Origin of the sequence: uncultured Marinobacter sp. (genome assembly GCF_947259545.1) — a bacterium.
GTDB lineage: Bacteria > Pseudomonadota > Gammaproteobacteria > Pseudomonadales > Oleiphilaceae > Marinobacter.
This window is the reverse complement of the sequence record NZ_CAMYMK010000003.1, coordinates 63,343-86,279: the sequence shown is the minus strand read 5'-3', so window position 1 is coordinate 86,279 and position 22,937 is coordinate 63,343. Positions and strand designations below refer to the sequence as shown.

Genomic DNA, 22,937 nt, shown 5'->3' with positions numbered 1-22,937 from the left:
GTATGCTTGCGCTTACCAGCGTCTGGACGACCATATTACTTGCCGCCGCCGTGGCCCTGGGGCCTTTGGCCACCGATATGTATCTGCCGGCATTGCCGCAGATTGGCAGCGATTTCAGTACCGGAACCGATCAGGTCCAGTTAACCCTTAGCCTGTACATGCTGGGCTTTGCTCTGGCGCAATTGGTTTGCGGACCGCTGGCCGACCGCTTTGGCCGCAAACCCCTTATGATCGGCGGCTTCTTGCTGTTTGCCCTCGCCAGCATCGGCTGTGCCCTGGCCACCAATATCGAAACCCTGATGCTCTGCCGTTTCCTGCAGGCCCTCGGCGGCTCTGCTGGCCCCGTATTGGGTCGCGCCGCGATCCGTGACATCTACACGCCACGTGAGGCTGCCCGCATCATGGCCATCCTCGCCAGCATCATGGCCCTGGCGCCAGCAATTGCACCAACCATCGGCGGTTTTCTGGTGACCGGCCTGGGTTGGGCCTCTATTTTCATCGTACTGGCCGGCTATGCTCTGATCATGTCCGTGGTGGTGGCCTTCGGTATTCCCGAGCCCATGCGTCCGGAATACCGCCAGCCCCTACAATTGTGCAGCTTGTTGCGGAACTACCGCACCATCGCAACGGACATCAGCTTTCTCGGTTACACCCTGACCAACGCGCTGATCTTCTCCGGCCTGTTCGCTTTCCTGTCCGGATCGTCCTTCGTTCTGATCGATTTCCTCGGCGTTGAACCTGAGCATTTCGGACTTTTCTTCGCCTGCATCGTGGTGGGCTACGTCACCGGCAACCTGACCGCGGTCCGCCTTGGCAGCCGGCTGGTACCGGATCAGATTCTGGTGCGAGGCCTGACCGTGGCTGTGGTTGGTGGCTCAATCATGGCTGGACTGGCCATAGCCGAAATCTACACCGTTTGGGCAGTCATCCTTCCCCAGGCCCTGTTCATGGTCGGTGTCGGCATGGTGCTGCCCCAGACCATGGCCGGCGCCATGGCCAACTTCCCCCACATGGCCGGCTCCGCCTCGGCGCTGTTCGGCTTTAGCCAAATGGCCGTGGCAGCCATTGCCGGCATGCTTGTTGGCCACCTCCACGACGGCACCTCTCTGGTCATGGCAACCATCATCGCCGCCAGCGCCGCAGCTGCCCTGGCCAGTTATCTGGTTCTGGTTCAGCGACACCCGGCGGCGGGATTCGAATCACAACCGGCATCTACCCGATAGGCAAAGGAAAAAAAGAACCGGAGGGCAACTCCATAGTTCTGAATCGGCCAGAGTGGCACTCCCCAAAACTGTGCGGAGCCAGGGATGGCGGAGCCCAAGCGCCACATGGGCGAAGCAAACGTTTATGAAGCGTAGCTTCATGTGCAGCTGAGCGACAGCAATCTGCGATTGCTGGCCGGACCCGCTTGCGGGAGCTTGAGCGTGTTTTGGGGAGTGCCACTCTGGCCGATCGCCCCAAGCTTGAAGCCTGTTATAGACGGTGCCACCCTGACCGCATGCACCAAGGTCGGGGATGCAAAGTCATCCAATCTAAGCTAAACAGAGTAAGCTGTTCTATCAGAATCCAGACAACAGGAGCATCGCAATGAGCAACGTAACCCTCGATGGCAACCCCATAGAAGTCAGCGGAAAATTCCCCACCCCCGGCGACAACGCCGCACCCTTCACATTGACCAACAGCGGCCTGGAAGAAGTCAAACTCGAAAACTGGGCCGGCAAGCGCAAGATCCTCAACATCATCCCCAGCATCGACACCGGTGTCTGTGCCGCCTCCACCCGCAAATTCAACGAAAAAGCCGGCGGGCTGGACAACACCGTCGTACTCGTTATCTCCGCTGACCTTCCCTTCGCAGCGGGACGTTTCTGTGGAGCCGAAGGCATCAAAGACGTGGAAACCCTCTCCACCTTCCGCAACTACAGCTTCCAGCAGGATTACGGCGTTGCCATCCAGAGCGGCCCACTGGCCGGCCTTTGCTCCCGTGCGGTCATCGTGCTGGATGAAAGCAACAAAGTCCTGCACAGCGAGCTGGTCAGCGAAATCAAGAACGAACCGGATTATGACGCGGCCCTGAAGGTACTTTGATCCTGTCCAGTGTCGGGTTACGCTTCGCTAACCCGACCTACCATCACTTCAAAGTCCTGATCCGAGCACCCGTCATTCCGTGAGTACAGCACCCGACAACACCACCCTGGCCCGCCAGCTCTTCTCCATGACCTGGCCCATGCTGTTCGGGGTGCTCTCACTGATGACCTTCCACCTTGCCGACAGTGCCTTTGTGGGTCAGTTGGGACGTGACCCACTGGCCGCCCTTGGCTTTACCGTTCCCATGCAACAGCTGGTCAGCGGCATGTACGTTGGCCTGGGCATTGCCACCACGGCGATCATTTCCCGCACCCTCGGCCAGAACGACGAGCTCAGGGCGCAACGACTGGGTGGGCTGGTGATCACGGTGGGCGCATCCCTGGCCTTGCTGCTGTGTGCTTCCGTCTGGCTGCTACAAACTCACATCCTTACTCTGCTGGGCGCGGAACCGACCCTGCTGCCTGTCATCAGCGAATTCTGGGCGCCCTGGCTGGTATCCGCCTGGACCGGGGCCATGCTCTATTTCGGATACAGCATCTGCCGTTCCCATGGCGACACCAAGTTGCCAGGCTACCTGATGATCGCCACCAGTCTGCTCAACATCGCACTGGACCCTCTGTACATTTTCGTCTTTGGCTGGGGTCTTCCGGGGGCAGCCTGGGCCACCATTACCGCCTTTGGCATAGGCACCCTGGTGATCTACCCGACCCTGTTTCGGCGCCAGTGGATCAGCTTCCAGTTGCGACAACTCAGCCTGGGCAAGGCACTGAAACAGCTCAACGGCATCATGGCACCGGCCATGGTCAGCCAGCTGATGCCACCGGCCTCGGCTATGCTGGCCACAGCCCTGGTGGCGGGATTCGGCTCTGCAGCGGTTGCCGCGTGGGGACTGGGAACCCGACTGGAGTTTTTCTCGATCGTCGTGGTGCTGGCGCTGACCATGTCGATGCCGCCAATGATCGGACGCATGCTGGGGGCAGGTGATATTGACCAGATCCGCAAACTGGTACGGCTGGCAGTACGCTTTGTGGTGGGCTGGCAGCTGGCCATCGGCCTGATCTGGGTATTGGCCTCGGGCCTGGTCGCTCAGCTGTTTACCAGCGACGCCGAAGTGCAGCAGGTACTGGGCAACTATCTGGTGCGGGTGCCGCTCAGTTACAGCGGGTTGGGCGTCTGCATGCTGATGGTGTCGATATGCAATGCTCTTGGGCTGTCACTGAGAGCGCTACTGGTCTCCACGTTGCGACTGTTCGTCTGCTTCCTGCCGTTGCTGTGGATTGGCTCGCAGATCAGCGGCCTTACCGGCCTGATGAGCGGTGCACTGGTGGGGAACCTGATGGCCGGCGCGATGGCCTACACCTTCTACCGCGCCGGCATGACAAGACTGCGGCAATCAGGCGAAGCGTGAGCGGAAGTCTTCCGGCATCGGCACGACAGCCTTGCGCTGATAATTGAAGAACACGAAGCCGTACTTGGCCAGTGCTACCGGTTGGCCGCTCTCGGCTTTGCTGACACGGAACACGAAATCGCCCCCGTACTTGTTGAAGTCCATCAGCCCGACTTCGAACCGCAGCATTTCCGGGAAGAAGGATTCAGACTGGTACATGGTGGCCAGGTCGGTAACGATAATGCCCACACCGTTCTGATCGGCTTCCTGAATGCCGTATTTCACCAGGAACTGGGCCCGAGCTTCCGAGAGCATGGAGATCAGGGCGTCGTTGCCCAAGTGATTGGCTCCGTTGATGTCGGTGATTCTGACGGGCATTCTGGTTTCAAAGCAGAAGACATCATCCGGGAAAGAGAGCTTTATACGGGCCAAGTTCAAGATCCTGCTGGGAGAAAGTTTCGGGGAGACGCCATGATACTTGGTTGCAGCCTCCCTATCACCCCAAGACAGCGAGTCGAACATTGGTTATCTTGGATTTGTTACTGGCGGCCCGCACCAACGCTGGATGAAAGAGGTTGGGAGGCTGCTGTCAAAACTGTGCGGAGCCATGGATGGCGGAGCCCAAGCGCCACATGGATGTGCCGAAGGAGCGTGTTTTGACAGCAGCCTCCCAACCTCTTTCCCGCACCCGGGCCTGACAAACGGAACACAAACGGAAATGCTATGGATATTCGCCCTGCTGCCACACTGGTTCTGACACGCGACACTTCTGAAGGCCTTCAGGTTCTGCTTTTACAGCGCACCTGGGAGGCGGTTTTCATGCCCGGTTACTTTGTGTTCCCCGGCGGCGCTGTGGATGAACAGGAGCCGCTCGGGCGCGAACACGCCCTTGGCCCTGCTGATACCGAGATCAGTCAGACCATGAGCGTCGACGAAGGCGGTGCCGATTATATGCTGGCGGCGGTTCGGGAATGTTTTGAGGAGGCCGGTGTTCTGCTTGCTCTCGATGAGCATGGGCAGCCACTCGGCAACAACCATCCGGCCCATGGCGATCGTGAGGCCGTGTTTCGGGGCGATATGTCGCTGGCGGATCTTTGCCAGAAACACCGTTTATCAATTCCGCTGGATCGACTGGCCTATCTGGGTCATTGGGTTACGCCTCCGGGACCACCGCGGCGGTTTGATACCCGGTTTTTCGTTACCGTGGCGCCGGAAGGGCAGATAGCGAGTCACGATGGGGTAGAGACGATCGATCACCTGTGGATCAGTCCCGCCACGGCTTTGGAGGAACACCGTAACGGTCAGCGTTTACTGGGGCTGCCCACCATTCGGACCCTGCGGGTGTTAAGCAGCTTTAACACCGCCGAGGCGCTGATGCGCTATGCTCATGCCAACCCACCGGAGAGCTACCCTGATCAGCCCTGGCCGGCGCTAAAGAAAAACGAGCCGGTTATGCTGGAGCCGGGCGCTCCGGCCTATGATGAGGCCGCCAAGCTGGATCCGGAGGGTGAAGGCACCACCCGGGCAGAGATTATCCCCGGAGAACCGGTGGAGGTGGCCGCAGGTGTGGTCCGGCTGACTGCACCGAATCCAGGCATGATGACGGGACCGGGCACCAATACCTATATTCTGGGCCATGAACGGTTCACGGTACTGGACCCGGGGCCGGACGATGACGTCCACATTGAGCGTATTCTGGAGTTCACAGGTGGGGAGATCGAGCAAGTGGTGGTCACCCACACCCACCGGGACCATTCACCGGCCACTGCGGCCCTGAAAGCCCGGACCGGTTGCCGGGTTTATGGGCTGACAGCCCCCGCCGGTGTTTCCCAGGATCAGACCTTCGCCCCGGATAGCGAACCGGCACACGGCGATCGGATTCATTGCGAGGCCGGTACCCTGAAGGTGCTTCACACTCCCGGCCACGCCTCGAACCACATATGCTATCTGCTGACCGAGCAGCAACTGCTGTTTTCGGGTGATCACATCATGCAGGGCTCAACGGTGGTGATTAACCCGCCAGATGGCGATATGAAGGCGTATCTGGAGGCATTGTACGATTTGCTGGCCGAGCCCATTCGCTACATTGCGCCGGCGCATGGTTTCCTGATGGGGCACCCGGAGGCGGTGATTGATTACCTGATCACCCATCGGCTGGCGCGGGAACACAAGGTGGCCAAGGCGCTGAAAGGGCTTGCCCCGGTGACGCTCGCCGATCTGACTGCGAAGGCTTACGACGATGTGCCTGCTGCTATTCATGGAGTCGCAGCGCGCTCGGCACTGGCTCATCTATTAAAGCTGGAAGCGGACGGCAGGGCCATCCAGCAAGGCGAATACTGGTCTACAACCGACAGGATATGATCAGAAAGCCCGGATACTCCGGGCTTATCGCCGGGGGCTATTTCTTGGCGATGATGTAAACCGCATGAACAATACCCGGAATGTAGCCCAGAAGGGTCAACAGGATGTTGATCCAGAAGTGCTTGCCAATGCCTACCTGTAAGAAAACGCCCAAAGGCGGTAACAAAATTGCAATCAGAATTCGCAAAAGATCCATACAGTTTACTCCCTTCGCTGCGTATAACTGTCACATATACATGAAACTATAGCTCTAAACCTGCTTTCCAGGTCCGTTTTAAAAATACACAAAGATATTATGAAGGTGGCATTAAACCTTTGTCACAGCCGTATTCACAGGCCCAGTGGCGCTTTATCCTAGACTCCGTTTTCGCCGCCGGAACCGGGTGATTCGCTCCGACCGGCTGACGACTTGTGAGGAACTATGCTATTGAAATGGCTGAAAAATCCAGCCCTTCTAACAGGGTTGACGCTCAGTGCTTTGATCACTGTCCATCCCGCTCTTGCAGATCAGGCCAAAAAAACCTCGGAAGTTCTGATCGCCGAGCTGGCTGAGGATGAGAGCGTTGAAGACGTAGAGAATTCCGAACCCCGCAAGAGTGCACAGGTAAAGCCTGCGGGCAAAGCGAGCAAAGACAGTGCTCAAAAGGAAGAGTCGCCCACCACTGACCAGCCGGATTCGGCAACGGTGGAAAGTAAAAAGACGCAAAAAGTCGCACCCAATATCGACCTCAAGGAAGTCGCTCCGGTTGCCGAATCTCCGGACCAGGATGAAACCCAGGCAGAAACTTCTGAGCCCGAAAAAGCCACAAACTTCTCGTTGCTAGGTTCCGAAGTGCGTCCCGGTACGTCCACGCGTCTGGCCTGGTCTCCCAATATCCAGATCGCGGGACTGTCGCAGCCCACCCCCGTTCTGGTGGTGAATGGTGTCAACCAGGGGCCGACACTGTGCCTGACCGGTGCCGTTCATGGCGATGAGCTGAACGGGATCGAAATCGTCCGGCGTACCATGTACGACCTCAACCCCGAGAAAGTCTCCGGGCGGGTCGTCGGTATTCCCATCGTCAACCTGCCGGGCTTCCAGCAAGGCAGCCGCTACCTTCCCGACCGCAGGGACCTGAACCGTCACTTCCCGGGCAGTCCGAACGGCAGTCTGGCTGATCGTATTGCCCATTCGCTGTTTGAGAACGTGATCCGCAAATGCGACATGCTGGTCGATATCCACACCGGCTCCCAGAAACGTACCAACCTGCCCCAGCTGCGGGCCGACATGAACAATCCGGATGTCGCCGCGCTGACACGGGGCTTCGACCGCATGGCAGTCGTTCACAGTTCGGGCTCCCCGGGCATGCTTCGTACTGCAGCGGTGGAGGCTGGTATTCGTACGGTGACCATGGAGGCAGGTGAGTCCCACCGCATTCAGGAGCAGCAGATAGACGCCGGGGTAAACAGCCTGACCAGTCTGATGGAAAAGGAAGGGATGATCTCGCGGATGTTCGTCTGGGGCGATCCCGAACCGGTTTACTACGATTCCAACTGGATTCGCGTGGACCACGGCGGCATCCTGTTCAGCGAAGTGGACCTGGGCGCCCGGGTGTCGGAAGGGGAAGTGTTGGGCTACGTGGCGGATCCCATTACTAACGCCCAGCACCCGATCCGCGCGAGCAGCAAGGGCCGGATTATCGGCATGGCCGTGGACCAGGTGGTGATGGCCGGCTTTGCCGCCTACCACGTTGGTACGGAGGCAGAAGTGCCCGGCGAATAGTATGCTACCGGCTCCCGATGTTTATGGACGATCACAGGAGCCGGCATGTCTTTTCACTCCCCGAAACCATTATGGCTGGCCTATGTCGGGCTGGTACTCACGCCGCTGTTCTGGGCCGGTAATGCGGTTGTTGCCAAGGGTTCGATTGAGAGCATCCCGCCCCTGTCCATGTCATTCTGGCGTTGGGTGATTGCCCTGGCGGTCATCCTGCCGTTTGGGCTGCCGGGCATCCTGCGCCACCGCCAAGTCATTCGACAGTACCTGGGCTCGATGCTGGCACTGGCCACCTTCAGCGTTGCGGCGTTCAATTCCCTGCTCTACTACGCGGCCATTACCACCACTGCCACCAACATTGCCCTGATCAACGCCACTATCCCCATCTTTGTGGCCTTGCTGGCCTGGCTCCTGCTGGGCGACCGCACCCGTCCGCTCCAGATACTGGGTATTCTGTTGGCCGTGCTGGGTATCCTGATCGTCATTGCCCGGGGACGTCTGGCAGTGCTCACGCAACTCGAGGCACAACCCGGAGACCTGATCATGGTGACTGCGGTATTCAGTTGGGGGCTGTTTTCAGTGCTGCTCAGAAGACAGGCAGTGCCCTTGCCGGCCCTGACCTTCCTGACCACCCAGATAGCCCTTGGCGCGCTGGTGATTTTGCCGTTCTACCTGATCGAACTGATGTTCTTCAAGGGTGGTTTTGAGGTCGGTCGCGCCACCATCATGCCGTTACTCTATTTCGCATTGTTCCCCGGCATTCTGGCCTACGGGTTCTGGAACCACGGCGTCCATCAGGTAGGACCAGCGCGAGCTGCCATGTTCATGTACCTGACACCGGTGTTTGCATCAATACTGGCTGGCTTTTTCCTTGGCGAACGCCTTGGAATATTCCACATTGTTGGGGGGGTGTTGATACTGGCGGGGCTGTTCCTGGCAACGCGCAGAGCGCCGGCCAGGCATTAACACATGAAAAGACGGAACCCAGGAGCTCCCTCTCCTGGGTTCCGACAGAACATCTGGAAGATGCTTTCGCTCAACTGTTGCGGCGACGGGTACGCAGAGCCAGGCCAAGCAGACCCAGACCAAGCAGTGCCAGGGTACCCGGCTCGGGAACCTGGGAAGCATCGGAGATCAGCTCGATTTTCGCCTTGACCTTGTCTCCGTAGTACTCACCATCGTGCAGACCAAAGAGATAACCCTTATTGAACACAGCATCAAACAGGGTCACCCGCAAAAGCCCATCCCCAAGGGCGCCAAAGACCAGGTCCAGAGGACCATCCCAGGTCAGCTCACCGGCGTGGTAGAGACCCAACAGGTCATCTTTCACACCGACAGTCTCGCCATTCACCGTACCGGCGATCACCTCTGGCAAGGTAAAGCTGAAGTCGACGGAGATCGGCTTCGACACCTGATCATCTTCATTGACTGTGCTTTCCTCGGTCCAGATCTTGAAGAGCGTGAAGTATTCACTATCACCCTCGTTCAGATCGAACGTGAACGGGTTATCGGCAACGTCCGAAAAATTTACTACCAGCCCTGGATCCGATGAATTGAGGTTCACCTGATAGCTCGCAGAAATCTGCCCCGAACTCGCCAGTGTTGGGAAAAACAATACGGCGGCCAACAACGTGACCAGTGTATATCGCGGCATACTTGCCTCCCTGGGTTTCCCCATAATCCATTTATGAGTAATGCCCTGAGATAAAAGCATCCGCAGTGCCAGAACCAGTATTTCACTGTAAAAGCAGATACCTGGATACTTCCCTGAAATGGGTTCCGGTTAGGTCCGTAAAAAAAGCTGACACGCCATTAGAAGCCACCGGATAAGCGTTAGCGGAAACGCCGGACAACCGCCGCCTCAATTTTCTCCAGCGCCTGCTCGAGAGTCGCCCGGGGGCAGCCAATATTCATCCGCATAAACCCGCTGCCACAGTCGCCGAACGTGAGGCCCGGATTCATCCCGATGCCGGCGTCCCGCACAAAAAACTGTTTCAGATCCTTATCACCCAGTGTCAGTTCCCGACAATCCAACCACAAAAGATAAGTGCCTTCAGGTATCGACACGGTGATCTCCGGCAAACGCTGCTTCAGGTAATCGGCGACATAGTCCCGGTTCTGCTGAAGATAGGCCATTAGTTCATCAAGCCAGGGGCCACCGTGTCGATATCCCGCCTCGAATCCGGCGATACTGAACGGGTTACACTGCCCCATGTGAAGGGAATCGAAGACGGTTTTCATCGCCTGGCGGCGGGCTGCATCTGAAATCACCAGCGCCGACAGACCCAGGCCCGGCATATTGAAGGTCTTGCTTGGCGCGACAGCGGTGACCAATGCATCCTCAGGCCCCGCCAGTCGGGCGAGCACCCGATGCACCGGTTTATCCGGGTACACCAGGTCGCAGTGAATTTCATCGGACAACACCACCAGACCGTGCCTGCGGGCAATGTCCAGAACTCCACGCAGTTCCTCATCGGTCCATACGCGGCCAACGGGATTATGGGGAGAGCAGAGCACCAGCAGGCGGGCATTGTCGCGGGCGGCACACTCCTCCAGGTGATCCAGATTCATCTGGTAATGGCCGTCCACACAGACCAGCGGGTTCTCGATCACCGTCCGGCCAGTCTGTTTGACGGAGCTGAAGAACGGCGGATACACCGGCGACTGGATGATGACCCCCTCGCCAGGTTCCGCAAACGCAAGGCATGCTGCGTGCAGCGACGGCACCACCCCGGGCGCCATCAGTATCCAGTCGCGCTCAATGGACCAGCCGTGACGCTCCCGGAACCAGTCGATCATGGACTGATACAGAGACTCCGGGAACAGCGTATAGCCGTACACAGGGTGACGTGCGCGGACTTCCAGTGCCCGGGTAACGGCTTCCGGTGCCGGGAAGTCCATATCCGCAACCCATAACGGAATGACGTCCTCTTTACCAAACACCGCCCGGCGGGCGTCAAACTTTACCGAACAGGTCTGTTCGCGGATAACGGGCTTGTCGAAATCTATGGGCACGTGGCGCTCCGGTCGGTGATGTACAAGGATTGATGGCCCTCATTCTGTGGCAGGAACATCGAAAGCCGCAACCCGGCATGCCCTTGCGCCAGCTCTGTTAGGGCTTTGGTCGAAGATTCTCAGGTTTTCCTTGCCGAACACGGCCAACGCTTGCGAACCTAACGGTTTATTGTCCTTCAGCTGACCCATGAACCCGTCGGAGCCTTCGAATGATTGGTCAGATTCTGTCCACGATGTTGCCGGTTTTCCTGATTGCCGGGTGTGGCGCACTGTATGGCCGGTATCGCACACCCGATATCCAGGGTTTGAACACTCTGAACATGGAGCTGTTCGTCCCCATGCTGGTGTTTGCGGTACTGGCAGACCAGCAGGCACCGCTGCAGGAATACACCAGCCTGGCCTTTGCGGCAACGGTCGTGGTGCTGGGCTCCGGCGTTGTCCTCTACCCCCTCGCCCGGGTTCTGAAGCTGGACCTGAAAACCTTCCTGCCGCCGATGATGTTCAACAATTCCGGCAACATGGGCATCCCGGTGCTGGTGTTCGCCTTCGGTGAGGCGGCCCTGCCCGCCGCCATCGTGCTGTTTGTCGTTGAAATGCTGCTGCACTTTACTGTCGGCCTCTACATGCTGGATCCGCACACCTCGATCATCAGGCGGCTGCGGCTGCCGGTGGTTTTTGCCAGCATTGCCGGTCTGACCGTCAATATCGGCGGGGTCCCGATGCCGGAATGGCTACTGGAGACCCTGAACATGCTGGGCGGTGTGTGTATCCCGCTGATGCTCTTTACCCTCGGCGTGCGCATGCTGGACGTGGACTTCAGCGACTGGAAGCTGGGCATGCTGGGCGCCGTTGCCTGTCCGGTCTCGGGGCTGATTCTCGCCTGGCCGATGATCGCCATACTGGACCTTCCGGGCCTGCAGGTGGCCGCCCTGTGGGTGTTCGCGGCCCTTCCGCCAGCGGTTCTCAATTACATGGTGGCAGAGCAGTACCAGCAGGAGCCCCACAAAGTGGCGTCACTGGTCCTGCTCAGCAACCTTGGCAGTCTGGTGGTGATGCCCATTGTACTGGGGCTGGTTTTTGCGGCCGGCTACGTATGATCTTCAGGCCATAATCCGTGTTTGTTGCTTGCAACTGCCCAGTCTTTGATCGATGGTAAAGGAAGCTTCGTAATAACTTCTCAAATCTGTTTGATTTCATTCGTGATACGGAGGTCTGCCCATGAGCGTCCTGCTCCTTCTGATCAGTGCACTGGTCCTGATTTATCTTGGCATTGGCGGCCAAACCGCCGCGACAGTGATGATCATTGCCACTGTCGTCGGTTTATTTCAGGATGGCTGGCACCTGCTCAGCATTCTGTTTGGCGGCGGTTTGCTCGCCCTGGCCCTGCTGCTGGTCTTCCCCGGTGATCTACGCCTCGACAAGCTGAGCCGCCCCCTGCTGGGCTGGGTTCGCAACCGCCTGCCCCAGCTCTCGGAGACCGAAGCCGAGGCACTCAAATCCGGTTCCGTGGATTGGGACGGCGAACTGTTCTCCGGTCAGCCGGAATGGTCAAAGCTGCTGGACGCCAAACCCGCTCACCTCACCAGTGAGGAGCAGGCTTTCCTGGATGGCCCAGTGGAAAAACTCTGCGCCATGCTGGACGACTGGAAAATCACTCACGAAAACTATGACTTACCGGATAAGGTGTGGAAGTTCATTCGCGAGAAAGGTTTCTTTGGGCTGGTGATTCCGAAAGAAGATGGGGGGCTGGGCTTTTCCAATACCGCCCACTCCGAAATCGTGATGAAGATTTCGACCCGCAGCGTATCCACTGCCGTCACAGTGATGGTGCCCAACTCGCTGGGCCCCGGCGAACTGCTGATGCATTACGGCACTGACGAGCAGAAACACCATTACCTGCCACGACTGGCCGGTGGCGAGGAAATTCCCTGTTTCGCACTGACCTCTCCCGTGGCAGGCTCGGACGCCGGCGCTATTCCCGACAAGGGCATCGTCTGCAAGGGACAGTGGAAGGGCAAGGAAGTAGTGGGACTGAAAGTTACCTGGAACAAGCGTTACATAACCCTGGCACCGGTGGCGACACTGATCGGCCTGGCCATCAAGGTCTATGACCCGGACAAACTGCTGGGTGGCCAGGACGACATCGGTGTCACCTGCGTGCTGGTGCCCCGGGAGACTGAGGGCGTCAACGCCGGCGCCCGCCACCTGCCGATGAATACAGTGTTCATGAACGGGCCCACCTGGGGCCACGAGGTATTCATTCCCATGGAACAGGTTATCGGCGGCCAGGACATGCTCGGCAAGGGCTGGACCATGCTGCTGGAATGCCTGTCCATCGGTCGCTCGATTTCCCTGCCGGCCCTGGGCACCGGCGCCGGCAAGGTCGCCAGCCTTGCGACCGGCTCCTACGCACTGACGCGGGAACAGTTTGGCCGTTCCATCAGCCAGTTTGAGGGGGTACAGGAGGCCCTGGAACCCATTGCAGGCTACACCTACATGATGGACGCGGCACGGCTGCTCACCTCAGGCATGCTGGACCGGGGTGTACGCCCATCCGTGCCATCGGCTGTGCTGAAATACCGCAACACCGATCTGATGCGGGAAGTGATCAACCACGCCATGGACGTGGTTGCCGGCCGTGGTGTGATTACCGGACCCCGCAACTTCCTGGCGCGGGCCTACCAGGCCGTGCCCATTGGTATCACGGTGGAAGGCGCCAATATCCTTACCCGCAGCCTGATGATCTTCGGCCAGGGCTCAATACGCTGTCATCCCTTCATCGTGGAGGAGATTGAAGCCGCCGGCATGGAGGACGAAGACAAGGCCGCGAAGAAGTTCGATGGTATCTTCTACCGCCACATCGCCCACACCACCCGCAATGCCCTGCGGGCGCTTGTACTGGGATTGACCCGCGGCTGGTTGGAGCCGGTGCCGCGCCAGGGCGATATCAAGCCCTGCTACCGCCAGCTGGCCCGTTTCTCCGCTGCCTTTGCCCTGATGACCGACGTCACCCTGCTGACCGTCGGTGGCGGCCTGAAAGCCCGTCAACGCCTGTCCGGACGCATGGCGGATTGCCTGGTGCACCTGTATTACGCCACCGCGGTGATCAAACAATGGCACGAAGAAGGCTACCCGGACGACCAGCGACCACTGGTGGAATGGGGTCTGAAAACCTCCCTGCGTGACCTGCAGGACTCCATGCGCGAAGCTATCATCAACTTCCCGGTGCCGGCACTGCGCTGGCCACTGCGACTGCTAGTCTTCCCGCTCGGCGCCACCGGCCTGAACGGCCCCGATGACAAGCTCGGCGCCACAGTCGCCAACACCATCGTGGAGGATACTCCGGTGCGCAAGCGTGTCAGCCGCGGCGCCTACATCAACACCGATCCGGAAGATCCACTGGGACGGGTACTGAACGCTTATCGCCTGGCCAACGAAACCGCCGACATGCGCCATCGGCTGCACCAGGCCATTCGCAACCGGGACGAAGATGAAGTCGATGGTATTGCTCTGTTGATGGGCCACGAACGCAAGGAGCTGGTGGACTGGGCCTGTGAGCAGGGCGTTGTCAAAGAGGAAGAGTGTGACAAGCTGCTTGAGGCACTTGAGGCACTGTACGACGTAATCCGGGTGGATGCCTTTGAGGGCGAGGGCCTGAAAGCCCTGGCACGCTGCGCCAAAGGCAAACGCAAGGTCGTCGAGCGGCCACCCAAGGAAGAGGACTGATCAGGAAACCATTCTGACATGCGGATCCGTCGCCACCTGGGAAATTTCCCATTCTTCCCCAGGTGGCGCCCTGTAAGATCAGGTGTCTTCATCCTCGCTTCTTAAACCACCTTGAATGGCCTCACCCACCAGCCAACGCCGCAACAACTGAATCCCCTTTTCGCGGCGGCGGCTGGTTTTCCAGGCGAAATAGAACTTGTCACCGGTCATCACCGGGTGGCAGGGCAACCGAACAAAATCCCCCGAATCCTTCCGTGTACTCAGCATGTAATCGTTGGTCAACGCGATGCCCTGATGGAAACGTGCCGCCTCCAGGGCCAACAACATATGACTGAAATGTTGGAGACGAGCCGTGCCCGGAATTCTCTGAGACACCGCCCGGTACCATGCTTCCCAGTCACCGGCAGCTTTGTCAAAAATGCTGTGGGTGGAAAGGAGCGGAAATCGGGACACCTCCTCCGGTGACAAAGCCGGCTCATCACGCCCCTCAATCTCCGAATCCCGCCCCAATTCCCGGCGGATACGCTGCCAATAATCCTGGCTACAAACCGGAAACAGCCGCTCGGTGTACAACAGCTCATAGCTGAAAGCCGCTGAGCTCGGCTTGATGGTAATGAAACAATCCGCCACCCGGTCGGACAACACCGGGTTTTCGCTGCTCATCTCCAGCGACAGATCCAGTTGTGGATGTTCCCGCTGCAGATCCGGCAACCGCGGCACCAGCCAGCGCACGGCAAACGAACTGAACACCGACAGCCTCAACCGCGATTCCTCGTGACCCAGTAACTGCTCACTTACCCGCTCAATCTGCAACAAGGCCGAACTGATGCCATCCAGATACTGGCGGCCTTCGTCGGTCAGCGTCAGCGTGCGGCCACTGCGCCAGAACAGCTTTTCACCAAGGTAGGTTTCCAGCTGTTTGATCTGGTGACTGATCGCACTCTGGCTGACCGCCAACTCGTCCGCCGCCAGCGAAAAACTGTTCAGACGGGCAACCGCTTCAAAGACGGGCAGGGATTTCAGCGGTGGCAGCTTCATTATCTATTTTTCTAATACCCATTGATTAAAGATCATTTTATCGGATATTAGCACACGCATAGAATGCCAACACAAGATTCAGGGAGCCGGGCGGGTAGGCCTCTCCGAAACCGTGCGGAGCCAGGGATGGCGGAGCCCGAGCCGAACAGGGACGTCTTGAGGCGTGTTTCGGAGAGGCCTACCCGCCCGGCGAATGCACCGAAGTTGGATATCAAAGAATTCAAGGGGAGTCGTATGTCAGGCAAAACCGTAAACAGCGCAATCCTGTTGCTGGTGATCGGCAACGCCATGGCCATCATATCCGACGTCTTCATCAAACTGATGGAACCCGGCGCCCCCATCTTCCAGTTTGCCTTCCTGCGCTGCGTAATCACCCTGCTGCTGTTGCTGCCACTGACCGGCCAGCTGAACCGAAAAGCCCTGTTCGCCGGCGTCGGGGTTCACGCCATGCGGGCCCATATCCACCTGTTCGGCATCCTGTGCATGGTCGTTGCACTGGGCAACCTTCCGCTGGCCACCGCCAATGCCATTTTCTATGCAGCGCCGATCCTGGTGATGGTACTGTCCGTCTTCCTGTTCAGGGAAAAGCTGACGCCGCTGAGCGTATTCGCCGTCTTCAGCGGGTTTACCGGCATTGTGGTAATCCTGCGGCCCGTTGAATTCAACTGGGCGGCCATTGCGGCGCTGGGGTCGGCGTTCGCACTGGCCATCAACGCCGTCATGGTCCGCCAGTTGCCAAAACAACAGTCCACCGTCCACAAGCTGTTCCTGAACTACCTGCTGATTGTGCCAGCCGCAGGGGGCCTGGCACTGTGGGAGGGCGCCAGCTGGGACAGCTCGATTCTCGCCAGCGCCCTGGGGTCATCCCTGTTCATACTGGGCTACAACATCACCGTGTTGCTGGCCTACCGGCAGGTGGACGCCAACCAGGTCACCAGTGCCGAATACACCGGACTGATCTGGGCCGTGGGCATCGGCTGGATCTGGTTTGGTGAAGTGCCAGACCTTTGGTTCCTGGCCGGCAGCTCCATGATTGTGGTGCCGCTGATACTGATCGGCCTGAAGCACCGGCGCAAGACGCCGGCCAGGGGATTCAATCCGGCCACTCAGCGGCGGTTGGAATCGATCAGCACCTGAGCATCACGGATGATACGGACCACCCGATGCTCGGTCGGAATGTGGTCATCGTATCCCTGATAACTATCCCGGTACCCGGAACGGTACCTGTCGTGGTAGCCCCCGCGATAATCCCGGCGATCACGGTACTTGTAACGGTCCCTGTAATCGTGGTCTTTGTGGTGGTGTTTTCTGTGCTCCCGGTAGTTGGCAGACAGGAACTTCTTCTGCAGACCCGGCGGCATCGCCTTGCCCCGCTCCATCTGCTTCTGGATACCCGGCGGAAGGCCATGTCCATGGTCGGCCATGGCGGGTGAGGTGGCCATCAGCAAGCCAACGATACAGGTACTTATCAGCCATCGTTTCATGGTTCTTCTCCCGATCTTGTCAGTTCCTGGATAACGCGCTTCTCTAATCGTCGGAAGCACACCCTGAGTTCAGGATATCGATTGGGAGTTGGATGTCAGTGGGTGAGAGACAGCTTTGCATAACCTTTACGAAAAACCGCCCCTGATTGACGTTTTAACCGCCCTTCGTGTCCACGTTATGGGCAGATTGCATGTGCGATTCAATGGCGAAGGTATGTGGGCACTCCTCGCCCAGCACTCTCAGCGACTCCGCCAGCCGCAACAAATACTCGGAATTGGGCCCGCTTGGTCCGCTGGCAGAAGTAATCTGTCGGGCGATGGCTTCCTCGGATGCGTGGCCCAGAAAGGCCTCATTGTCTTCCGTGGCAATGTAAACCAGACCCTCGGCGTGACTTCCATCTTCAAAGGTGAGCTGGATGGTCAGCCGCAGGTAACCGTTCTTTTCCCGCACATCCAGATGCTCGAACACACTGGGCGACACCCGGTAGGCTATGCCCTTGCAACGGGCTTCCCGGTTCTCGATCAGAGTCACCACCCGTCCCGGGGCTTCCGGGGTACCACGGTGGTCATGGGAGCCTTGCCAGAATCGTCTCTCCCAACCGCGAATGGTCGCGGGCCGCTTCTCCAGGAAAGGAAAGTCCACCTTGTAGATGAGCGATCCGTAGCCAAACAGCCAGACGGAATCCACACCTTCAAAATTCTGCCGGGTACGATTGTACTCAATGGTATTTACGCTCATTCGTTGAATCTACCACTCCGCTCTGGTTTAAACGATGAGCCTTCAGCCCATGGACACCATAAACCCGGCAATCCCCGTGAGTACAATTTCGGCCGCCATGGCGGACAGGATCAGGCCGCTGATTTTTGACAGGATGTTCAGGCCGGTTTTGCCCAGCACCCGCTCCAGATAACCGGACAGGCGCAACAGGATCGCCAGGATCAGCAACCCTGACACCAGTCCCAACAAGCCACCCGCAAGCTCCGGCACGGCCTTCAGTTCCGCGCCATACACCATGATCGCACCAATGGTAGCCGGTCCGATCATCACCGGAATCGCCAGCGGCACCACTGCGATATCATCGCGGTCTTCCTCCGGCAAACCGGTGGCGTGATTACGGGTACCACTGGTAACCAGGCTGATCGCGGTCAGGAACAGCAGGCTGCCGGCGCCGATGCGAAACGAGTTGAGGGTGATGCCAATGGCGTTGAACAACAGCGGCCCTGCAAAGAACAGGATCAGCCCCAGAATCAGCGCCGACATCGTGGAGCGACGGATGATGGAGCTCTTTTCCGCCACCGGCAGGCCCCGCGTCAGCGCCAGGAACATGGTGACCACAAAGAACGGCGCCAGCAGGAACAGAAAACGAATGGTACTGCTGATGTAGGTGGAGAAAAACGTCTCAAGCATTCCGGGTATTCCAAGGGTTCATGAAAGGCCGGTAAGCATAGCTTGTCAAAGGGTTTTCTGCCGTACGGAAGTGAACGTATGAACGCTTAGAAACTCCGACCGATTACACTGCCATCGGTGTGACGTAGCTGAAGCGCTTTCGATACTGCTCCATGGTGCAACCCACGGTCCGCTTGAACAGTCGCCGGAAAGAACTGGCGTCTTCATAACCCACACCCCAGATAATCCGCGCGGTCTGCTCGCGGCTCGACTCCAGCTTGTGTTTGGCCGCTTCAATGCGCAGGTGCTGGAGATAGCCAATGGGTGTCTCTCCAGTCGCCTCCTTGAACCGGCGCTTGAAGGTTCGCGTGCCTAAACCGGCAACCTCGGCGACTTCATCGATGGTGACCGGCTCGGAGTAATGCTGCTCCAGCCAGGTTTGCGCCTTGCGGATAGCGTCATCCTGATGGGCCTTGCGGCTGTAGAACGCCATGTAGGGCGTCTGTTCCACCCGACGACCGTCCAGCACCAGCATCTTGCTGCAGGCCAGTGCCACTGACGGTGACGCAAAGCGTTCCACCAGGTAGACGCACAGATCCATGAACGCCGTCGCCCCACCGGCACAGATAATCTGGCCGTTATCCACCAGCAGGTGCTCTTCCTCCAGCCGTATGCGTGGATAGCGGCTGCGAAACAACGGCCCGGCGCGCCAGTGAGTGGTGGCAACCTGATCGTCCAGCAAACCCGCCTCCGCCAGCACAAAACTGCCGGTGCACACACTCGCCAGCACAACGCCCTGCTCAAAAGCCTGTTGCAGCCAACCGTGCAGAGGTATGGCCGGCGCCAGGGCGCGCTCCAATCGATCTGTGCTGACCGCAGCCTCCACAGAGGAACCCACCACGATGAGATCCGGCCGGAAGTCTTCGCGACGAACCGTTGGCGTCACCATGGCACCGCTGTAAGCACGCACCGGCTCGTTATCCACCGTCACCACCTGACAGTCAAACAGGGGTTCACGGTCACCGGCGGGCACGCGACCGCAGTAGTTGGCCACGGTAAAGAAATCCATTACCCCATGCACACCAGAGGCATGGCAGTTAGGCAAGGCAACGATCGCAATGTTCATTTTGATAATGGCCCTTTCCGCATTTTATATGTCAAATATGACACTCCTACTAGCAACCCGCAAGCCCTAACCTGAAGCTGTCATCCACCAGAGCACGAAGAAGGAATTTCTCCATGACCTCACAACTGAATACACAGCCAGAGATCTTTCGCCCCTCCGCCACTCCTGCGAAAGCGCCGACCAATGTCGGGCTCTCCGCCACGCGGCTGGCACTGCAACTGTATGCACGGGTATCCCCCCGGAATGCCGGGCAGCTGTTTAACCGCATGGCATTCAGGCCATCCCGACTGCCGATGCCCACCCGCTACGAACACCTGCTGGACAACACCGACAGCTATACCCAGCTCCAGCATGGATCACGCACCATCCCGGTGTATTCCTGGGGCCAGGGCCCGGTGATTCTTGGTGTTCATGGTTGGGCCGGTGCCGGCATCCAGTTCGGCGCCTGGGTCGACCCGCTGGTGGAAGCCGGCTACCGGGTCGTCCTGTTCGACGCACCGGCCCATGGTCGCGCCCAGGGCGAAAGTACCGATCTGTTCGAAATGGCGGACGTCACCACCCACGTGGCCGCCAGCGTTGGCCAGATTCACGGTGTGCTGGCGCACTCCCTCGGCTGCATCGCCGTGGCCAGATCTATCGCAGACGGGCTCCAGGCCAACTACCTGGCCATGCTGGCCCCCCCCGTCAGCCTGGCTGCCACAATGAAGAGCCTGGGCAGACAATTCGGGCTGAGTCCGGAGGCGCTCTCCGTGCACCTGCAACTGATGGAAGAGCAGTTTGGATCATCGGTTTGGGACAAGCTGGATCTGGAAGCGCTGTCTCTGTCGCTCACCCAGCAGGGTCTGATTGTCATCGATGACGACGATACGTCCGTTTCACCGGAAGAAAGCCAGCGAGTGGCCGGCAACTGGGCCCGGTCGGAGGTGTTGCGCACCAGCGGTCTGGGTCACAACCGTCTGTTGTGGAGCCCGATGGTTGTGGACACCGTACTCAGGGAGCTGGGTCGGCCCGTGGGCACCAACTGATTGCGCCATCGCGACGGGCCGTTTATGGTTTCGTGCCAGAACCGTTAACTGACATGGAGTGCCGCAATGCAACTGTCCGACGCGAAACAGCAACAGACACCCCGTGGCCGATTCGCCTGGCGGGAGGGCGGCAACCCGGACGGCCAGCCACTGGTGATGATCCACGGCTGGCCGGAAAGCTCCTACTGCTGGGAGCACGTGGCCGCGCACCTGAAACCGGGCTTTCGGATCATTGCTCCGGACCTGCGGGGGTTGGGCGACAGTGAACGGTCCCCGGAAGTGGAGCGTTATCGCAAACAGGAAATGGCGCAGGATGTGATCAGCCTGCTGGACAGCCTGGGCATAGGAGACTTTCAACTTGTGGGCCATGACTGGGGTGGCATTGTCGCCCAGGAAGTGGCCCTGGCCATCCCCGACCGGGTGCGGCGGATGGTGATCATGAACATTGCCATCATCAACAACCTGAAGGGCAATCAGGAAGTCATCGAGAAGGTCCGTTCCGGCAGTGGCGCCGCCTACTGGTACCAGCACTTCATGCAAACACCGGGACTGCCGGAGGCGATGATCCCCGGCGCCGAGGAAACCTGGCTGGGGCATTTCCTGCGCACCTGGAACGGGGAACCCTTTCCACGGGACGCGTTCGACGAATACCTGCGCACCTTCCGGATTCCGGGCACCCCCGGCACCAGTTCCAACTTCTACCGCACCTTTCGCGATGACGCCAAACGCTGGGCCACCACGGTAGGGCATCGCTGGCCGATGCCAGCCATGTACGTCTACGGCAACAAGGACAAGGTGATCATCCCGGAATACCTCAATCACATTGAGACGTGTTTTGAGTCCCTGCGGGTGGAGCAGGTGGAGGCGGGGCACTTCCTGCAGGAGGAACAGCCGGCCGCGGTGGCAGGCTACCTTAACGATTTCCTGCAAACCGACTGAAACCCTAGCGGGACGGGCTGACAAACACCCAGTTGGTGCCCACGTTATCGCACACAATGATGTCGCGGTTAATCACCATGCACAGGGAAAGATCACCCGGCAGCTCATCGTGATAACGGGTATCTACCGCGAGGTTTTTCTTGTCCTGTTTGAGCAGGGAAAAGGTTTGCTCCATGCGCCGGGCAAAATCGACACCACCGTCTTCCATGGTGTGGAATGCGTTATGGAAGGCGGTGAAACTCATGGTGCTGGCGCCCAGGCCGATGTCCACCATTTTGGGGATATAGCGATCGTAGGCATCTGACAGATAGCGCCGCACTGCCTCCTCGTCATTCCGGTCGCCGTTGAACGGACCAAGCCCGAGGCGGTTGTCCGGCGCCAGAACACCGTCGGTCAGTTCGCTGTTGTGCTGGTTTGTCACCAGATCGAAACGGCGTTGCGGGCAGGTAATGCGTTGGCCCTGAAGTTGGCACTCAGACAAATATCCCCGGGGTTGCGATGCATCTTCAGGCTCTGAACCGGCGGTTTCGGGATCAGCCTGCGAAGGTGGTGGCTCTGGCGCTGCCGCAGCACCGACCTCTGGCACCTCCAGCCCCAGACGCCCGGCGGGGCGGCGCAACAGCAACGCCTGAATCTGCGGATCGTTGCGCTTGAAATCCGCTGGGGAGGGCAAGCCGGCACCTCCACCTTCGCGGACAACCTGGCAGTAAAGCCGCTCCAGCTCCGTTTCCGCCCCGTCCATGCAAGCACTGTCGGCTGCCGGGGCGGCCTGAACAAAGCCAATGCAGGCGCCAAGCATCAGCAGGGCCAGCCATCTAGTCGTCATCACGCTGCCCCAGCGCCAGGCGTGCCATCAGGTCTTCCACCCGGCGGATGGTTTCGGCATCCCCCTTCTTGCCCGTCAGCACCACCTGGGATCCTATGGTGGCCACGTACATCAGCAGTGACAGGTCGCGGATTCGCTGGGGATCACTGCTCAGACGCTCATACAGTTCACAGTTCTGATTGATCCGTGCTTCGTCCACCTCCGTCACCACATCCGCGGCATAGTCGTTGCGGCGGGCAAAATCCCGCACCGCCAGCTCTACCTGCAGGCGGCGAATGTTACGGGAGGCATCGGTGAGCAGAAGTTCCAGAATCTGCTTCAGTTCAGTTTCCACATCCCCGCCTTTCGGCTTCCAGTACTGAAGTTCGTGAAGCCGCCGGTCCCGCCAGCGGTCGAGAAAGCTGACCACCAGATCCTCATGGTCCTTGAAGTGCCAATAGAAACTGCCCCGGGTAACACCCAGTTTTTTCGACAGTGTCAGCACCCGCAAATGACTGAAACCGCCCGCGGCCACTTCGCCAGCGGCGGCATCCAGCCAGTCGTCGCGGGTCAGTTGCGCTTTTTCCGGCGTCTTGCGGCTGGTGCGTCGGGGCTGTCGGGTGTCAGTCATTCGGTAGTCAGATCCTGCTGCTGGCGATGTCGGGTGCATTCTACATTAACGGAGCCCACAAATTTGAAACCGTTGACCCCACCAAAAACATACATTAGTGTATGGAACAACAATACACCAGTGTATGGAGATTTCAACGCGCGTCTTCATACCAACGATCAACCCGATTCCA

General features: G+C 58.9%; 22 protein-coding genes. 11 read left to right on the top strand and 11 right to left on the bottom strand.

Annotation, left to right across the window (positions count from 1 at the left end; genetic code table 11):
* Positions 1-2: 2 nt before the first annotated feature.
* The 3 genes from Q0Y21_RS06205 (at position 3) to Q0Y21_RS06195 (ending at position 3,493) form a co-directional block, all read left to right on the top strand.
* The gene (locus tag Q0Y21_RS06205; RefSeq protein ID WP_297792662.1) at positions 3-1,223 is read left to right on the top strand and encodes a Bcr/CflA family multidrug efflux MFS transporter; all 1,221 of its coding nucleotides are present in this window, start codon (positions 3-5) and stop codon (positions 1,221-1,223) included.
* 364 nt (positions 1,224-1,587) lie between these two features.
* On the top strand, positions 1,588-2,085 hold the full coding sequence (gene tpx, locus Q0Y21_RS06200) for a thiol peroxidase (RefSeq protein ID WP_297792661.1): 498 nt from the start codon (positions 1,588-1,590) through the stop codon (positions 2,083-2,085).
* Positions 2,086-2,212: 127 nt separating this feature from the next.
* Positions 2,213-3,493: an MATE family efflux transporter gene (locus tag Q0Y21_RS06195; RefSeq protein ID WP_297792927.1), complete on the top strand. Its 1,281-nt coding sequence runs from the start codon at positions 2,213-2,215 to the stop codon at positions 3,491-3,493.
* On the opposite strand, the gene Q0Y21_RS06190 is transcribed toward Q0Y21_RS06195, so the two are convergent.
* Complete coding sequence (locus Q0Y21_RS06190; RefSeq protein ID WP_297792660.1) at positions 3,479-3,904, bottom strand: thioesterase family protein; 426 nt, start codon at positions 3,902-3,904, stop codon at positions 3,479-3,481. The two genes, Q0Y21_RS06195 and Q0Y21_RS06190, sit on opposite strands and share 15 nt — an antisense overlap.
* Before the next feature lie 291 nt (positions 3,905-4,195).
* On the opposite strand from Q0Y21_RS06190, the gene Q0Y21_RS06185 reads away from it, so the two are divergent.
* On the top strand, positions 4,196-5,833 hold the full coding sequence (locus Q0Y21_RS06185) for an MBL fold metallo-hydrolase (protein ID WP_297792659.1): 1,638 nt from the start codon (positions 4,196-4,198) through the stop codon (positions 5,831-5,833).
* A gap of 37 nt (positions 5,834-5,870) precedes the next feature.
* Here Q0Y21_RS06185 and Q0Y21_RS06180 read toward each other — a convergent pair whose 3' ends face one another.
* A complete protein-coding gene (locus Q0Y21_RS06180) occupies positions 5,871-6,029 on the bottom strand; it encodes a YqaE/Pmp3 family membrane protein (RefSeq protein WP_144777495.1) in 159 nt (52 codons plus the stop codon).
* A gap of 225 nt (positions 6,030-6,254) precedes the next feature.
* Between Q0Y21_RS06180 and Q0Y21_RS06175 the strand changes: the two genes are divergently transcribed.
* Together Q0Y21_RS06175 and Q0Y21_RS06170 are read left to right on the top strand one after the other, a co-directional pair.
* Complete coding sequence (locus tag Q0Y21_RS06175) at positions 6,255-7,595, top strand: succinylglutamate desuccinylase/aspartoacylase family protein (RefSeq protein ID WP_297792658.1); 1,341 nt, start codon at positions 6,255-6,257, stop codon at positions 7,593-7,595.
* 45 nt (positions 7,596-7,640) lie between these two features.
* Positions 7,641-8,555 (top strand): DMT family transporter, encoded by a 915-nt coding sequence (locus Q0Y21_RS06170; protein ID WP_297792652.1) that lies wholly within the window; start codon positions 7,641-7,643, stop codon positions 8,553-8,555.
* Positions 8,556-8,625: 70 nt separating this feature from the next.
* Here Q0Y21_RS06170 and Q0Y21_RS06165 read toward each other — a convergent pair whose 3' ends face one another.
* Positions 8,626-9,243 carry a PEP-CTERM sorting domain-containing protein gene (locus tag Q0Y21_RS06165; RefSeq protein ID WP_297792649.1) on the bottom strand — a complete coding sequence of 206 codons (618 nt, stop codon included), beginning with the start codon at positions 9,241-9,243 and terminating at the stop codon, positions 8,626-8,628.
* Between the two features lie 179 nt (positions 9,244-9,422).
* A complete protein-coding gene (locus tag Q0Y21_RS06160) occupies positions 9,423-10,604 on the bottom strand; it encodes a PatB family C-S lyase (protein WP_297792647.1) in 1,182 nt (393 codons plus the stop codon).
* 209 nt (positions 10,605-10,813) lie between these two features.
* Here Q0Y21_RS06160 and Q0Y21_RS06155 point away from each other — a divergent pair, with 209 nt between their 5' ends.
* Both Q0Y21_RS06155 and Q0Y21_RS06150 read left to right on the top strand, forming a co-directional pair.
* On the top strand, positions 10,814-11,701 hold the full coding sequence (locus Q0Y21_RS06155) for an AEC family transporter (protein WP_297792645.1): 888 nt from the start codon (positions 10,814-10,816) through the stop codon (positions 11,699-11,701).
* Between the two features lie 121 nt (positions 11,702-11,822).
* Complete coding sequence (locus tag Q0Y21_RS06150; protein WP_297792643.1) at positions 11,823-14,330, top strand: acyl-CoA dehydrogenase; 2,508 nt, start codon at positions 11,823-11,825, stop codon at positions 14,328-14,330.
* Positions 14,331-14,408: 78 nt separating this feature from the next.
* Here the strand turns inward: Q0Y21_RS06150 and Q0Y21_RS06145 are convergent, their stop codons facing one another.
* Positions 14,409-15,368 carry a LysR family transcriptional regulator gene (locus Q0Y21_RS06145; protein WP_297792641.1) on the bottom strand — a complete coding sequence of 320 codons (960 nt, stop codon included), beginning with the start codon at positions 15,366-15,368 and terminating at the stop codon, positions 14,409-14,411.
* A 234-nt stretch (positions 15,369-15,602) separates the two neighbouring features.
* Here Q0Y21_RS06145 and Q0Y21_RS06140 point away from each other — a divergent pair, with 234 nt between their 5' ends.
* Positions 15,603-16,505 (top strand): DMT family transporter, encoded by a 903-nt coding sequence (locus tag Q0Y21_RS06140; protein ID WP_297792639.1) that lies wholly within the window; start codon positions 15,603-15,605, stop codon positions 16,503-16,505.
* Here the strand turns inward: Q0Y21_RS06140 and Q0Y21_RS06135 are convergent.
* The 4 genes from Q0Y21_RS06135 to Q0Y21_RS06120 all read right to left on the bottom strand — a co-directional run bounded on the left by Q0Y21_RS06135 (position 16,475) and on the right by Q0Y21_RS06120 (position 19,365).
* A complete protein-coding gene (locus Q0Y21_RS06135; RefSeq protein WP_297792637.1) occupies positions 16,475-16,852 on the bottom strand; it encodes a hypothetical protein in 378 nt (125 codons plus the stop codon). The genes Q0Y21_RS06140 and Q0Y21_RS06135 overlap by 31 nt on opposite strands.
* A gap of 154 nt (positions 16,853-17,006) precedes the next feature.
* Complete coding sequence (locus Q0Y21_RS06130) at positions 17,007-17,591, bottom strand: gamma-glutamylcyclotransferase (RefSeq protein WP_297792635.1); 585 nt, start codon at positions 17,589-17,591, stop codon at positions 17,007-17,009.
* A 42-nt stretch (positions 17,592-17,633) separates the two neighbouring features.
* Positions 17,634-18,260: a MarC family protein gene (locus Q0Y21_RS06125; protein ID WP_297792633.1), complete on the bottom strand. Its 627-nt coding sequence runs from the start codon at positions 18,258-18,260 to the stop codon at positions 17,634-17,636.
* A gap of 103 nt (positions 18,261-18,363) precedes the next feature.
* Positions 18,364-19,365 carry a helix-turn-helix domain-containing protein gene (locus tag Q0Y21_RS06120; protein WP_297792631.1) on the bottom strand — a complete coding sequence of 334 codons (1,002 nt, stop codon included), beginning with the start codon at positions 19,363-19,365 and terminating at the stop codon, positions 18,364-18,366.
* A gap of 113 nt (positions 19,366-19,478) precedes the next feature.
* Here Q0Y21_RS06120 and Q0Y21_RS06115 point away from each other — a divergent pair, with 113 nt between their 5' ends.
* Together Q0Y21_RS06115 and Q0Y21_RS06110 are read left to right on the top strand one after the other, a co-directional pair.
* Entirely contained in the window at positions 19,479-20,390 is a 912-nt protein-coding gene (locus tag Q0Y21_RS06115; RefSeq protein WP_297792629.1) for an alpha/beta fold hydrolase, read from the top strand.
* A 66-nt stretch (positions 20,391-20,456) separates the two neighbouring features.
* On the top strand, positions 20,457-21,329 hold the full coding sequence (locus Q0Y21_RS06110) for an alpha/beta hydrolase (protein WP_297792627.1): 873 nt from the start codon (positions 20,457-20,459) through the stop codon (positions 21,327-21,329).
* 4 nt (positions 21,330-21,333) lie between these two features.
* Here the strand turns inward: Q0Y21_RS06110 and Q0Y21_RS06105 are convergent, their stop codons facing one another.
* Positions 21,334-22,155: a hypothetical protein gene (locus Q0Y21_RS06105; protein ID WP_297792626.1), complete on the bottom strand. Its 822-nt coding sequence runs from the start codon at positions 22,153-22,155 to the stop codon at positions 21,334-21,336.
* Positions 22,145-22,765: a TetR/AcrR family transcriptional regulator gene (locus Q0Y21_RS06100; protein ID WP_297792625.1), complete on the bottom strand. Its 621-nt coding sequence runs from the start codon at positions 22,763-22,765 to the stop codon at positions 22,145-22,147. Before Q0Y21_RS06100 ends, Q0Y21_RS06105 begins: the two co-directional genes overlap by 11 nt.
* Positions 22,766-22,937 lie beyond the last annotated feature (172 nt).